This window comes from Nocardioides faecalis, from assembly GCF_018388425.1.
GTDB classification, from domain to species: domain Bacteria; phylum Actinomycetota; class Actinomycetes; order Propionibacteriales; family Nocardioidaceae; genus Nocardioides; species Nocardioides faecalis.
This window is the reverse complement of record NZ_CP074406.1, coordinates 2,492,747-2,505,640: the sequence shown is the minus strand read 5'-3', so window position 1 is coordinate 2,505,640 and position 12,894 is coordinate 2,492,747. Positions and strand designations below refer to the sequence as shown.

Genomic DNA, 12,894 nt, shown 5'->3' with positions numbered 1-12,894 from the left:
GTACGAAGGAGCCAGACATGACCAGCACCACCGACCACACCGCCGAGTCCACCGACCACACCGCTGCCGACACCGCTGCCGACACTGCCGATGACACCCGGTACCACGGCCTGACCGCCGAGCAGGTCGAGAGCCTGGGCAAGGAGCTCGACGCGCTGCGCCAGCGCGTGCTGGCCGACCTCGGCGAGGCCGACGCCGCCTACCTGCGCAACGTGGTGAAGACGCAGCGCGGGCTCGAGGTCGCCGGCCGCGCCCTGTTCTACCTGCCGCCCGCCTGGCCGCTCGCGGTCGCCGCGCTCTCGGTGTCGAAGATCCTCGACAACATGGAGATCGGCCACAACGTGATGCACGGCCAGTACGACTTCCTGGGCGACCCGGCCTTCAACTCCCGGATGTTCGACTGGGACACCGTGTGCCCCGGCGAGCAGTGGAAGTACTCGCACAACTACATCCACCACACCTTCACGAACATCATCGGCAAGGACCGCGACATCGGGTACGGCATCCTGCGGATGGACCCCGACCAGAAGTGGCACCCCTACTACCTCGGCAACCCGGTCTACGCCTTCGCGCTGATGGTGCTGTTCGAGTGGGGCGTGGCGCTGCACGACCTCGAGGTCGAGAACATCGTCTCCGGCAAGCGCAGCCTGAAGGACAACAAGCCGCTCTACCCGGGCCTGCTGCGCAAGATCAAGCGCCAGGCGCTCAAGGACTACGTGCTGTTCCCGGCCCTGACCGGCCCGCTGTTCCCGCTGACCTTCGCCGGCAACGCCACCGCCAACCTGGTGCGCAACGTGTGGGCGTTCAACATCATCTTCTGCGGGCACTTCCCGGCGGGCGTCGCGTCGTTCACGGCGGAGGAGACCGCGGAGGAGACCCGGGGGCAGTGGTACCTGCGCCAGATGCTGGGTTCCGCCAACATCACCGGCAGCCGCCTGATGCACCTGATGAGCGGCAACCTCTCGCACCAGATCGAGCACCACCTCTTCCCCGACCTGCCGGCGCGCCGCTACCCGGAGATCGCCGCGGAGGTCCAGGACATCTGTGAGCGCTACGGCCTGCCCTACAACACCGGTCCGCTGCACAAGCAGCTGTTCAGCGTGTTCCGCAAGATCGTCCGGCTCTCCCTGCCGGGCGGTCAGGCGCAGGAGGCACCCGTGCCCGGGCCCGACGCCGGGCGCGACGACGCAGTGGCCGCCTGAGCCAGGTCGGGGGACACTGAGCCCATGAGCCCACGTGATGAGCTGAGCCGAGCCGAGATCGCCAAGGACGCCGTGCAGGCAGGTGCCCAGGCGGCGGCCCACACCGTCGGCGAGGTGACCTCGATCGTCACCCGAGCCGTGGGCGACGTCGCCGGCGCCGTGGGCGGGTTCGCGACCGAGCTCTTCGAGATCCGGGACTCCTCCCGCCGGGCGCTGGCCGAGGCCGCCAGTGGGGACGGTCTCGGGGACGGCCTCGGCCCGGTCGCGGAGGTCGCTCAGATGAACGAGAGCCGGAACCGGTCCATCCGGAACGAGCCCAGCTGACGCGCTCCGGCGAGGAACCCCAGGGGACCCTGGGGGTCGAACGTCCAGCGCGCCCGGCAGGGGAGCGCCTTGGCCGATCCCTTCATGGTCACGAAGGCGGTGTCGGGGTGCTCGGCGATGCCCGGCTGCACCACGTCGCCGGTGAAGGGCACCCGCGGCGCCGCCCGTGAGACGTCGGTGAACCGTGCCGTCACGATCGGTGCGGACGCGGTGCTCGCACCCCAGCGCGCCGACGTCAGCGGCCCGCGGGTCGCGGTCTCGGCCTCGAAGTCGCACAGCTGTTTGGGGATCGCCCAGAGCTCGCGACCGCCGGCCTGGGAGGCGGCCGAGTCGACCCAGATGTCGGTGATCGTCACCGCACCCTTGCCCTCGGGCGTCTTGGTCGTGCGGGCGAGCAGCAGCTCGCGGTAGGTCAGCGGGCTGGGCGCCTCGTAGGAGACCAGCGCGACGCCGTACTGGCCGGCGGGGTGGTGCTCGTCGACGTCCTCGCGCAGCCGCAGGACCGAGAGCCACAGCGAGCCGTGCATGTGCCAGGGAGCAGGGGGGTAGGCGGTCACGGCGGCCACCCTAGTGACGCAGCACACGTGTGGGCGAGGGTCGTGGTCACGCCGTGGACAGGCCCGTGGACAGGCCGGGACGCAGCAGACCCCGGCCCGATGGGCCGGGGTCTGCTGCGTGCCTCGTGCGTCCGGGTCAGTCCTCCGGGTCGTCGAGCCGTGCCAGCCAGGTGGCGAACCGCTCGACGGCGACCTCGAACTCGGGGTTGATGTCGACGAACTCCTGCAGCCGCTCACCCAGCCACGCCAAGGTGACCTCCTCGTCACCCCGACGCCGCTCGAGCTCCTCGATACCGCGGTCGGTGAAGTACACGTCGCCGTCCCCGGATCAGGCGAAGGCCTGCCCGATGAGCACCTTCGCCTCCTCGAGGTGGCGCTTGGCCGTGCCCACCGCGGTGGTCGACGACGCCGCCCGGGTGACCGGCTCGACCTCGCGACCCAGCTGGGGCACCACGTTGAGGTGGTACGTCGGCCACGGGCCCTGGTTGAACGGCTCGTCCTGCACCCAGCGCACCTTGGCGTTCGGGTACTTGTCGAGCTCGGCCTTGATCTCCTCGACCGGCCACGGGTAGAGCTGTTCGACCCGGACGATTGCGACGTCCTCGCGCTCGGACTTCTTGCGCTCCACCACGAGGTCCCAGGTGAGGCGGCCCGAGACCAGCAGCACGGTGCTCACCTTGGCGGGGTCGACGGTGTCGTCGCCGATGACGTTGCGGAAGGCGCCCGAGGTGAAGTCGCCGGGCTGCGACGCCGCCTCCTTGCGCTTGAGCATCGACTTCGGGGTGAAGACGATCAGCGGCTTGTGCTCCTCGCCGAGCGAGTGGCGACGCAGCAGGTGGAAGTACGACGCCGGGGTCGACGGCTGCGCGACGACCATCGCCTCGTCCGCGCACAGGGTCAGGAACCGCTCGATGCGGGCCGAGGAGTGGTCCGCGCCCTGGCCCTCGTAGCCGTGCGGAAGCAGGAGCACCACGCCGGAGTCCTGGCCCCACTTGGTCTTGCCGGAGGTGATGTACTCGTCGATCACCGACTGGGCGCCGTTGACGAAGTCGCCGAACTGCGCCTCCCACAGCACCAGCGCCTCGGGGCGGGCCACCGAGTAGCCGTACTCGAAGCCGAGCGCGGCGTACTCCGAGAGCAGGCTGTCGTAGACGTGGAACTTGGCCTGGTCCTCGGTGAGGTTGGCCAGCGGAGTCCACTCGTCGGCGTTGTGCCGGTCGATCACGGTCGCGAACCGGGACACGAACGTGCCGCGCCGCGAGTCCTGGCCGGCCAGGCGGACCGGGCGACCCTCCATCAGCAGCGAGCCGAAGGCGAGGATCTCGCCGGTGCCCCAGTCGATCGGGCCGTCGGCGATCGCCGCGGCACGACGCTGCAGCTGCGGCATCACCTTGGGGTGCACCGTGAAGCCCTCGGGCGGGCTGACGTAGGCGTCCGCGATCCGCTTGAGGACCTCGTTGGGCACCGCGGTCTGGGTCTCGCCGGCCGGCTTGTCGGGGTAGTCCGGCACGGTGGTCCACTCCGACGGCGCGGCAGTCGCCTCGCGCACCTCGGTGAAGACGCGCTCGAGCTGCTGCTGGTAGTCGCGCAGGACCTGCTCGGCCTCCTCGATCGTGATGTCGCCACGACCGATCAGGGACTCGGTGTAGAGCTTGCGCACCGAGCGCTTCTGCTCGATCAGGTCGTACATCAGCGGCTGGGTGTACGACGGGTCGTCACCCTCGTTGTGGCCGCGGCGGCGGTAGCAGACCAGGTCGATGACCACGTCGCTGTTGAACTGCTGGCGGTACTCGAACGCCAGCCGCGCCACCCGGATGCACGCCTCGGGGTCGTCGCCGTTGACGTGGAAGATCGGCGCCTGCACCATCCGGGCGACGTCGGTGCAGTAGAGCGTGGAGCGCGAGGAGCCCGGCGAGGTGGTGAACCCGACCTGGTTGTTGATGACCAGGTGGATGGTGCCGCCGGTGCGGTAGCCGCGCAGCTGGGAGAGGTTGAGCGTCTCCGCCACCACGCCCTGGCCCGCGAAGGCCGCGTCGCCGTGCACCAGCACGGGCAGCACCGGGAACTCGGCACCGCGGTCGAGCACGTCCTGCTTGGCGCGGGCGATGCCCTCCAGGACCGGGTCGACGGTCTCCAGGTGCGAGGGGTTGGCCGCCACCGAGACCTTGATGGTCTCGCCGGTGCCGGCGACGAACTCGCCCTCCGCGCCGAGGTGGTACTTCACGTCGCCGGAGCCCTGGACCGTGCGCGGGTCGATGTTGCCCTCGAACTCGCGGAAGATCTGGTTGTAGGACTTGCCGACGATGTTGGCCAGCACGTTGAGCCGGCCGCGGTGCGCCATGCCGATGCAGACCTCGTCGAGGCCCGACTGCGCGGCGGCCTCGGCGATCTCGTCGACCACCGGGATGGTGGTCTCGCCGCCCTCGAGGCTGAACCGCTTCTGGCCGACGAACTTCGTCTGCAGGAACGTCTCGAACGCCTCGGCCTGGTTCAGCTTCAGCAGGATCCGCAGCTGCTCCTCGCGCGGCGGCTTGGTGTGCGGCTGCTCCACGCGCTCCTGGATCCAGCGCCGCTGCTCGGGATCCATGATGTGCATGTACTCGATGCCGGTGGTGCGGCAGTAGGAGTCGCGCAGGATGCCCAGGATGTGGCGCAGCTTCATGAAGCGGCGGTCGCCGCCGCCGAAGGAGCCGGTCGGGAACTCCCGGTCGAGGTCCCACAGCGTCAGGCCGTGCGACTCGATGCGCAGGTCCGGGTGGCTGCGCTGCTTGTACTCCAGCGGGTCGGTGTCGGCCATCAGGTGGCCGCGCACGCGGTAGGAGTGGATGAGCTCGAGGATCCGCGCCTGCTTGTCGATCTCGTCGTCGTGCGAGGTCGCGATGTCGGCGTTCCAGCGGATCGGCTCGTAGGGGATGCGCAGCGCGCGGAAGATCTCGTCGTAGAAGCCGTCGGCGCCGAGCAGGTACTGGTGCACCTGGCGCAGGAACTCACCCGACTGGGCGCCCTGGATGACCCGGTGGTCGTAGGTGGACGTCATCGTCAGGATCCGGGAGATCGCGTTGCGCGCGATCGTCTCCTCGGAGGCACCCTGGAACTCCGGCGGGAGGTCCATCGAGCCCACGCCGATGATGGCGGCCTGGCCGGCCATCAGCCGCGGCACCGAGTTGTTGGTGCCCAGGCCACCGACGTTGGTCAGGCTCACCGTCGTGCCGGAGTAGTCCTCCATGGTGAGCTTGTTGTCCTTGGCCTTGCGCACGATCTCCTCGTACGCCGTCCAGAACTGCGCGAAGTCCATCGACTCGCAGGCCTTGATCGACGGCGCCACCAGCTGGCGGGTGCCGTCCTTCTTCTGCTGGTCGATCGCCAGGCCGAGGTTGATGTGCGCCGGGGTCACCATGGCGGGCTTGCCGTCGACCTCGGTGTAGGTGTTGTTCATCGCCGGCTGGGCCTTGATCGCCTTGATGATGGCGTAGCCGATGAGGTGGGTGAACGACACCTTGCCGCCGCGAGCGCGCTTGAGGTGGCTGTTGATGACGATGCGGTTGTCCCACAGCAGCTTCACCGGGATGTTGCGCACCGACGTCGCGGTCGGCACCGACAGCGAGACGTCCATGTTCTTCGCCGTCGCCGCGGGGATGCCGCGCAGCACGGTCACCGTCGGCTCGTCCTGGGCCTGCACCGGCTCAGGCTTCGGCGCGTCCTTCGGCGTCGGCTTCGCGGCGTCGGCCTTGGGCGGAGCCGGGGTGGTGGAGGAGGCAGGGCTGGTCTGCGGCGCCGGCTTGGCCTTCGGCGTCGGCGCGGCCGCAGGCTTCGCAGCCGGTGCCGCGGCCTTCGCCGGGGCGGGCGCGGCGGCCTTCGACGCAGCGGAGCTGCGGGCCGGTGCGGCGGTCTTGGTCGCCGTACCACCGCCCTCGGAGCGGAAGTAGGCCGCCCAGGCCGGATCCACGCTCCCGGGGTCAGCCTCGAACTGCTCCTTCATCTCCTCGACGAGCCACTCGTTGGCTCCGAAGTCAGGGGGAACTGCAGGAGAACCGTTGGACTGGTCCGACGACTGCGTCACGACGTGCTTCGCCTCTTCCGATGAGCTGGACCGACCCGCCGCCGATAGCGGGTGGCTGTCGCTGGACAACGTTAGTCCCATGCCGAAGCAAATGCCGCCCCGCGGGTCCCCTTTGGGGCAGGGTGAGGTCGGACACGCTTCGCGGCGCCCCGTCAGGCGGCGCCGACCGGTGGCCCGCGAGCAGCGGAACCGGGATGATCGAGAGGCGATCCAGAGCCGATCCAGAGCCGATCCAGAGCCGATCCAGAGGCGATCGAGAGGGGAGCCACACCATGCTGCGCAGGATCGATCCCGCTCCGGGCGGGTGGCGGCGACGGGCCGGCGTCGGCGCGTCGCGCCTGCTGGCTACCGGGCGCGCGAGCCTGCTGGCGACCTGCCTCGTGCTCACCCTCGCCGCCTGTTCCGGCGACGACGAGCCGAAGCCGGCGCCGTCCTCGGGATCGGCCCAGGCGAGCGAGTCCGCGCCGGTGACCACGACCGCCCGGATCGGCAAGGTCAGCGGCCGGCTCTCCGACGCGCGTCGGGCGGAGGTGCTCGCCGCCGCGACCAAGATCGTGCAGGCATGGGTCGACGGTGCCTACGTCGGCGACCTCCCGCGCACCGACGTCACCGCCGCCTTCGCCGACTTCACCACCGAGGCCCGCGAGCTGGCGCTGAAGCAGCCGGCGATCATGAGCAACGCGGCGAGCGGCGCGGACCTGGAGTCCGCGACGATCACCGCGAGCACGTTGGGTCTCGACCTGGTCGCGGCTCGCGGCCGGGCCATCGGCGCCACCGCTCGGGTGAGGATCACGATGACGTTGGCCGGTGAGCCCGAGCGCACCGACGTGGTCGCCGGGCGGCTGTTCCTGACACCGTTGAAGGGCAAGTGGCGGGTCTTCGGGTACGACGTCCGCCGCGACGAGGGGGACTGATGAGGATGCGCACGCTGACGATCCGAAAGCTGACGATGCGCAAGGTGGTCCGGACCGCGGTGCTGGGCCTGGTGCTCGGCCTGGTCGCGCTGGTCGTGCCCGACTCGACGCGGGCGCCGGTGGACTTCACGCTGGTCAAGGTCGAGAAGGCGGAGGCCGTCGACGTCGACCCCGACGTCGTCTGGATCCTCGCGGTGGGCTCGGACGCCCGCCCCGGCGAGGACCCGCTGCGCACCCGTGGCGACGCGCTGCAGCTCATCGGGCTGAACTCCCGCACCGGGGCCGCTACCGCGATCGGCATCCCGCGCGACAGCTGGGTGCCCATCCCCGGGGTCGGCTCGAACCGGGTCAACGCCGCACTCTTCTTCGGTGGGCCCAACCTGCTCGGGCGCACCGTGGGCAACCTGGTCGGGATCCAGCCGGACTACGTCATGGTGGCGACCTTCAGCGGCCTGGCGAACCTGATCCGCGGCATCGGTGGGATCACGGTCAACAACCCGCGCGCCTTCTCCGACTCTAGCCTCCACCCCCAGGGCTGGGCGGCCGGCCGGATCAAGATCAACGGCATGAAGGCCGTCGAGTTCGCCCGGGTGCGCAAGTCGCTTCCCGGCGGCGACTTCGACCGCTCCGCCAACCAGCAGCGCGTGCTGCGCGGGATCCAGCGCAAGGTCGCGGCGAAGGCGGCGCGCCCGGGGTTCATCGAGGCCGGGGTGCTGAGCGTGCTGAAGAACCTGCACACCAGGGGAGTCTCGGCGCCTGAGCTGTTCCGCCTCGCCCAGGCGGTCGCCCAGGTCGACCCGGCGAAGGTGAGGACCTGTGTGCTGCCGGGCTCGATCGGCAACGTCGGCGGTGCCAGCGTGGTGCTGCCGAACACCGCGGTCGCCAAGCGCTACGGGCGTGAGGCCCGCAAGGACGCCACGCTCAAGCGCTGCTGACGCCCAGCCCCGCGCCCGAGCCTGCGGCGTCCCGGGCCTCGCGGGCGCCCAGGCCCGCGAGCCGGTCGGCGTGCTCGTTGCCCGGGTCGCCGGCATGGCCCTTGACCCAGTGCCAGGTGACGTCGTGCCTCGCGGCCGCCTCGTCGAGGCGGCGCCACAGGTCGTCGTTCTTGACCGGCGCCTTGGCCGAGGTGCGCCACCCGTTCGCCTTCCACTTCGCCACCCACGAGGTGATCCCGTTGCGCACGTAGCTGCTGTCGGTGTGCAGGTCGACGCTCGCCGGCCGGTTGAGGGCCTCGAGGGCGACGATCGCCGCCATCAGCTCCATCCGGTTGTTCGTGGTCTGCGGCTCGCCGCCGTACAGCTCCTTGAGGTGGGTGCCGTAGCGCAGCACCGCGCCCCAGCCGCCGGGGCCGGGGTTGCCCAGGCAGGCGCCGTCGGTGTGGATCGTGACGGTCTGCGTCACGGCACGAGCTCCAGGAGACCCGCGGCGGTGCGGGCCCGCTCACGCGCCTGCTCGACGTCCTCGCCGAGGGCGAGCGCGACCGCCATCCGGCGCCGGCCCGACACGGCGGGCTTGCCGAACAGGCGCACGCTCGTGTCCGGCACGGCCAGCGCCTCGACGACGCCGGCGATCCGGGGCGCGAGGACCTCGCCCTCGAACACCGCCGCGCAGGACGCCGCCGGGCCGCGGGTGGTGATGGTGGGGATCGGCAGGCCGAGCACCGCGCGAGCGTGCAGCGCGAACTCGGAGAGGTCCTGGGAGACCAGGGTGACCAGGCCGGTGTCGTGCGGGCGCGGTGAGAGCTCGGAGAAGATGACCTCCTCGCCGCGCACGAACAGCTCGACCCCGAACAGCCCGCGTCCGCGTTCGCCGCACAGGTCGGCGACCACGGCGGCCGAGACCTCCTGGGCGCGCGCCACCACGGCGGGGGAGAGCGCCTGGGGCTGCCAGGACTCGCGGTAGTCGCCGTCGACCTGGGTGTGCCCGATCGGGGCGCAGAACGAGATCACGTCGGCCCCGCCGTCGGTCGCGGCGTGCTTGACGGTGAGCAGCGTGATCTCGGTGTCGAAGTCGACGAAGCCCTCGACGATGACGCGTCCGGCGCCGGCGCGTCCACCGGCCTGGGCGTGCTCCCAGGCCGTCCGGGCGTCGGCGGGGGTGTGGACCACCGACTGGCCCTTGCCGGAGGAGGACATCACCGGCTTCACCACGCACGGGGTGCCGATGGTGGCCACCGCGTCCTCGAGCTCGGCCAGGCTGTCCGCGAAGCGGTACGGCGAGGTGGGCAGCCCGAGCTCCTCGGCCGCCAGGCGCCGGATGCCCTCACGGTCCATGGTCAGCCGCGTGGCGCGCGCGGTCGGCACCACGGTGACGCCCTCGGACTCGAGCTCCAGCAGGGTCGGGGTGTGGATGGCCTCGATCTCCGGCACCACCCAGTGCGGCCGCTCCGCCTCGATCACCGCACGCACGGCGGCCGGGTCGAGCATGTCGATGACGTGGCTGCGGTGCGCGACCTGCATCGCCGGCGCACCCGGGTAGCGGTCGACCGCCACCGTCTCCACACCGAGACGCTGGAGCTCGATCACCAGCTCCTTGCCGAGCTCGCCGGAGCCGAGGAGCAGCACCCGGGTGGCGTGCGGGGACAGGGGGGTTCCGAAGATCGTCACGGGCGTCCACTCTAGGCCGCCTCCCGGTGCGGCGGCGTGTTCACGTACTGCCCTGGCCTGCGAGGACGGCAAGCCCGGCGGGGCCGGCCCCTGTGCCGGAGGTTGTGCGGCCCACGACCCCGCGTCGTCCTTCGGAGGGGGCGGTCAGACGTCGACGACGACGCTGGCGGGGAGGTCGACCTCGGGAGCGAGCTCCGCGACGAGGTCGCGAACGCGGGCGTCGAGGTCGGTGATGATGCGACGGACGGTGATCTCGTCCTGGCCGCCGGGGTCGTCGACGGCCCAGTCGCGATAGGCGACGCCGGGGACGTAGGGGCACTCCTCGCCGCAGCCGAGGGTGATGGCGAGGTCGCTGGCGGCGACCATCTCGGTGGTGAGGTGCTCGGGCTGCTCGCGGGACGTGTCGAGGCCGAGCTTCTCGAGTGCGGTGGCGACCTCGGGGTGGATGTGCTCTCCGGGTCGGGTGCCGGCCGACAGGGCGATGAGGGCGCCTTGGGCGTAGTGCTCGGTGAGCACGCGGGCGATGACGGAGCGGCCGCCGTTCCGGACGCAGGCGAAGACCACCTGCCGTACGCGGGGCGCCTCGGCGCTGGGGTGATCGGTCATGGGGCTGTCTCCTGCGCGGTGTCGGGGAAGAAACGGCGTGCCCAGAGGCTGACGTAGACCAGGCCGACGAGGACGGGGACCTCGATGAGCGGTCCGACGACGCCAGCGAGGGCCTGCCCGCTGGTCACGCCGAAGGCCCCGATCGCCACGGCGATGGCGAGCTCGAAGTTGTTGCCGGCCGCGGTGAACGCCACGGTCGTGGACCGGGCGTACCCGAGTCCGATCCAGCGGGCCAGCAGGAGGGACCCGACCCACATGATCGCGAAGTAGGCGACGAGGGGGAGGGCGATGCGGGCGACGTCGAGCGGCTGGGCGGTGATCGTCTCGCCTTGGAGGGCGAAGAGCACGACGATGGTGAACAGCAGGCCGTACAGCGCCCACGGGCCCAGGCGCGGCAGGAGGGCCTGCTCGTACCAGTCGCGTCCGCGCCGGGCCTCGCCGATGCGGCGGGTGAGATAGCCGGCGGCGAGCGGGATGCCGAGGAAGGCTCCGACGCTGCCGGCGATCTGCCATGGCGAGACGTCGAGACCGGTGGCGGACAGGCCGAGCCAGCCGGGCAGCAGGTCGAGGTAGAACCAGCCGAGCAGCGCGAAGGCGAGGACCTGGAAGACGGAGTTGATCGCGACCAGGACGGCAGCGGCCTCGCGGTCGCCGCAGGCCAGGTCGTTCCAGATGATGACCATGGCGATGCAGCGGGCCAGGCCGACGATGATCAGGCCGGTGCGGTACTCGGGCAGGTCGGGCAGCAGCAGCCAGGCCAGGGCGAACATCAGTGCCGGCCCGAGGAGCCAGTTCAGCGCCAGCGACAGCACCATCATCCGTTTGTCGCGGGCGACGGGACCGACCTCGTCGTAGCGGACTCGCGCCAGCACCGGGTACATCATCACCAGCAGCCCGAGCGCGATCGGCACGGAGATCGAGCCGACCTTGATCGCGTCGAGGGCATCGGCCACGACGGGGGTCCACCGACCCGTCAGGAGCCCAACGGCCATCGCTGCCCCGATCCACACCGGCAGGTAGCGGTCGAGGGTGGACAGGCGCCGGGCGACGGGCGCCTCAGCCGTCGTCTGGGTCACGTGGCCGGCTGCTCCGGCTTGGTGGCGCGGATGATCGCGCCGTGCATGCCGGGGACGACCTCGTGGGTGAGCTCGACCTCGGCGTCGACGAACCCGGCCGCCGCGAGCCCGTCGAGGTACTCGGAGCGGGACAGGGCGCCGGCGATGCAGCCGACGTACGAGCCACGCGCGGCGCGCTCGGACGGGGTGAGGTGGTCCTCGGCGACGACGTCGGAGATCCCGATCCGACCACCCGGGGTGAGCACGCGGAACATCTCGGAGATGACCTGGGGCTTGTCGACCGAGAGGTTGATGACGCAGTTGGAGATCACCACGTCGACGGAGGCGTCGGGGAGCGGGACGTCCTCGATGGTGCCCTTGAGGAACTCCACGTTGGTCGCCCCCGCCTTCGCGGCGTTGGCCCGGGCGAGGTCCAGCATCTCGTCGGTCATGTCGACGCCATAGGCGAACCCGGTCCCACCGACCCGGCGCGCGGAGAGCAGGACGTCGATGCCGCCGCCGGAGCCGAGGTCGAGGACCCGCTGGCCAGGACGCAGGTCGGCGACCGCGGTCGGGTTGCCGCAGCCGAGGCTGGCCGCGACCGCCTCGGCGGGCAGGGCGTCCTGGTCGTCGGCGGCGTACAGCGCGGCGCCGAAGGACTCGTCGACAGCGACGTCACCGCTGCAGCACGACGACGTGCCGCAGTTGTCGTCGACCTGGAGGGCGTCGTTGAGCTCGGCGTTCGTCGTGCCGCGGGTGACGGCGGTCGCCGCCTCGGCGTAGCGGCGACGGACCTCCTCGCGTACGTCGGTGACGGAGTCGGTAGCGGAGTCGGTAGCGCGGTCGGTAGCGGGGTCGGTGGTGCTCATGGCAGGTGCTCCTCGGTGCCGTGATCGGATCGAAGGGTGTCGATGCATCGAGATTCGTCGATACATCGAGAGATGTCAATACGTCTGGCACACTGGGCCCGTGACCACCTCCGAGCTGCCCCTTGTCGACGCTGTCGATGGCGTCGATGCGGCCGCGTGCTGCTCGACCGTCGTCGGCGGTGTGCTGGACGTCGACCAGGCGCAGCAGCTCGCGAAGACGTTCAAGGCGCTGGGGGATCCCACCCGAGTCCGGCTGCTGTCGCTCATCGCCGCCCAGCCCGAGCGCGAGGCCTGCATCTGCGACCTCACCGACCCGGTGGGTCTCTCGCAGCCGACGGTCTCGCACCACATGAAGCAGCTCGTCGACGCTGGGCTCGTGGTCCGTGAGCAGCGCGGACGCTGGGCCTTCTACCGCCTGGTCGACGGCACGCTCGAGTCGCTCAGTCGAGCGCTGAGGCCCTGACCGACAGCGTCCTGCGCGGTCGAGAGATGAGAGAAGGCCAGGAGCCCTCAGCGGCTTCCTGGCCTTCGTCTTCGCGAGCGGCTGCCTGTTGCTGCACAGCCATGTCGTGGTGGTGGCGCCTCCGGCAGGATTCGAACCTGCGACACCTGGTACCGGAAACCAGTGCTCTATCCCCTGAGCTACGGAGGCATGCGTCGTCGATCGTTCTCCTGACGCGTTGCGGAACACTACCGGGCGA

The 12,894-nt window shown here is 70.8% G+C and carries 13 protein-coding genes and 1 tRNA gene; 5 read left to right on the top strand and 9 right to left on the bottom strand.

Going from position 1 to position 12,894, the window contains the following annotated elements; genetic code table 11:
* Positions 1 to 17: 17 nt before the first annotated feature.
* Both KG111_RS11665 and KG111_RS11660 read left to right on the top strand, forming a co-directional pair.
* On the top strand, positions 18 to 1,202 hold the full coding sequence (locus KG111_RS11665; protein ID WP_205292572.1) for a fatty acid desaturase family protein: 1,185 nt from the start codon (positions 18 to 20) through the stop codon (positions 1,200 to 1,202).
* A 24-nt stretch (positions 1,203 to 1,226) separates the two neighbouring features.
* Positions 1,227 to 1,526 (top strand): hypothetical protein, encoded by a 300-nt coding sequence (locus KG111_RS11660; RefSeq protein WP_213449988.1) that lies wholly within the window; start codon positions 1,227 to 1,229, stop codon positions 1,524 to 1,526.
* Here the strand turns inward: KG111_RS11660 and KG111_RS11655 are convergent.
* The 3 genes from KG111_RS11655 to KG111_RS11645 form a co-directional block, all read right to left on the bottom strand.
* Positions 1,478 to 2,083: an acetoacetate decarboxylase family protein gene (locus KG111_RS11655; RefSeq protein ID WP_205292573.1), complete on the bottom strand. Its 606-nt coding sequence runs from the start codon at positions 2,081 to 2,083 to the stop codon at positions 1,478 to 1,480. The two genes, KG111_RS11660 and KG111_RS11655, sit on opposite strands and share 49 nt — an antisense overlap.
* Positions 2,084 to 2,219: 136 nt before the next feature.
* On the bottom strand, positions 2,220 to 2,396 hold the full coding sequence (locus KG111_RS11650) for a DUF6104 family protein (protein ID WP_205292574.1): 177 nt from the start codon (positions 2,394 to 2,396) through the stop codon (positions 2,220 to 2,222).
* Positions 2,397 to 2,411: 15 nt separating this feature from the next.
* Positions 2,412 to 6,143, bottom strand: a complete 3,732-nt coding sequence (locus KG111_RS11645) for a multifunctional oxoglutarate decarboxylase/oxoglutarate dehydrogenase thiamine pyrophosphate-binding subunit/dihydrolipoyllysine-residue succinyltransferase subunit (protein WP_249666099.1) — start codon at positions 6,141 to 6,143, stop codon at positions 2,412 to 2,414.
* A 272-nt stretch (positions 6,144 to 6,415) separates the two neighbouring features.
* On the opposite strand from KG111_RS11645, the gene KG111_RS11640 reads away from it, so the two are divergent.
* Together KG111_RS11640 and KG111_RS11635 are read left to right on the top strand one after the other, a co-directional pair.
* The gene (locus tag KG111_RS11640; RefSeq protein ID WP_205292576.1) at positions 6,416 to 7,057 is read left to right on the top strand and encodes a hypothetical protein; all 642 of its coding nucleotides are present in this window, start codon (positions 6,416 to 6,418) and stop codon (positions 7,055 to 7,057) included.
* On the top strand, positions 7,057 to 7,992 hold the full coding sequence (locus tag KG111_RS11635; protein WP_240196044.1) for an LCP family protein: 936 nt from the start codon (positions 7,057 to 7,059) through the stop codon (positions 7,990 to 7,992). Before KG111_RS11640 ends, KG111_RS11635 begins: the two co-directional genes overlap by 1 nt.
* Here the strand turns inward: KG111_RS11635 and rnhA are convergent.
* The 5 genes from rnhA to arsM all read right to left on the bottom strand — a co-directional run bounded on the left by rnhA (position 7,979) and on the right by arsM (position 12,193).
* Positions 7,979 to 8,458, bottom strand: coding sequence for a ribonuclease HI (gene rnhA / locus KG111_RS11630; RefSeq protein WP_205292577.1), 480 nt, complete (start codon positions 8,456 to 8,458; stop codon positions 7,979 to 7,981). The two genes, KG111_RS11635 and rnhA, sit on opposite strands and share 14 nt — an antisense overlap.
* On the bottom strand, positions 8,455 to 9,663 hold the full coding sequence (purT, locus tag KG111_RS11625) for a formate-dependent phosphoribosylglycinamide formyltransferase (RefSeq protein WP_205292578.1): 1,209 nt from the start codon (positions 9,661 to 9,663) through the stop codon (positions 8,455 to 8,457). Before purT ends, rnhA begins: the two co-directional genes overlap by 4 nt.
* Before the next feature lie 144 nt (positions 9,664 to 9,807).
* Positions 9,808 to 10,269: an arsenate-mycothiol transferase ArsC gene (locus KG111_RS11620; protein ID WP_205292579.1), complete on the bottom strand. Its 462-nt coding sequence runs from the start codon at positions 10,267 to 10,269 to the stop codon at positions 9,808 to 9,810.
* Positions 10,266 to 11,345 (bottom strand): ACR3 family arsenite efflux transporter, encoded by a 1,080-nt coding sequence (gene arsB / locus KG111_RS11615; protein WP_205292580.1) that lies wholly within the window; start codon positions 11,343 to 11,345, stop codon positions 10,266 to 10,268. The genes KG111_RS11620 and arsB overlap by 4 nt, the downstream gene beginning before the upstream one ends.
* Positions 11,342 to 12,193 (bottom strand): arsenite methyltransferase, encoded by an 852-nt coding sequence (gene arsM / locus KG111_RS11610; RefSeq protein WP_205292581.1) that lies wholly within the window; start codon positions 12,191 to 12,193, stop codon positions 11,342 to 11,344. The genes arsB and arsM overlap by 4 nt, the downstream gene beginning before the upstream one ends.
* A gap of 100 nt (positions 12,194 to 12,293) precedes the next feature.
* Between arsM and KG111_RS11605 the strand changes: the two genes are divergently transcribed.
* Positions 12,294 to 12,656 carry an ArsR/SmtB family transcription factor gene (locus KG111_RS11605; RefSeq protein ID WP_249666098.1) on the top strand — a complete coding sequence of 121 codons (363 nt, stop codon included), beginning with the start codon at positions 12,294 to 12,296 and terminating at the stop codon, positions 12,654 to 12,656.
* Positions 12,657 to 12,769: 113 nt separating this feature from the next.
* On the opposite strand, the gene KG111_RS11600 is transcribed toward KG111_RS11605, so the two are convergent.
* Positions 12,770 to 12,845, bottom strand: a tRNA-Arg gene (locus tag KG111_RS11600).
* Positions 12,846 to 12,894: the final 49 nt, after the last annotated feature.

What these genes read in the sequence shown, in the direction of transcription:
- KG111_RS11660 (WP_213449988.1), top strand. Translation starts at nt 1,227, where the DNA reads ATGAGCCCACGTGATGAGCTGAGCCGAGCCGAGATCGCCAAGGACGCC.
- KG111_RS11665 (WP_205292572.1), top strand. Translation starts at nt 18, where the DNA reads ATGACCAGCACCACCGACCACACCGCCGAGTCCACCGACCACACCGCT.
- KG111_RS11635 (WP_240196044.1), top strand. Translation starts at nt 7,057, where the DNA reads ATGAGGATGCGCACGCTGACGATCCGAAAGCTGACGATGCGCAAGGTG.
- arsM (WP_205292581.1), bottom strand. Translation starts at nt 12,193, where the DNA reads ATGAGCACCACCGACCCCGCTACCGACCGCGCTACCGACTCCGCTACC.
- KG111_RS11620 (WP_205292579.1), bottom strand. Translation starts at nt 10,269, where the DNA reads ATGACCGATCACCCCAGCGCCGAGGCGCCCCGCGTACGGCAGGTGGTC.
- KG111_RS11640 (WP_205292576.1), top strand. Translation starts at nt 6,416, where the DNA reads ATGCTGCGCAGGATCGATCCCGCTCCGGGCGGGTGGCGGCGACGGGCC.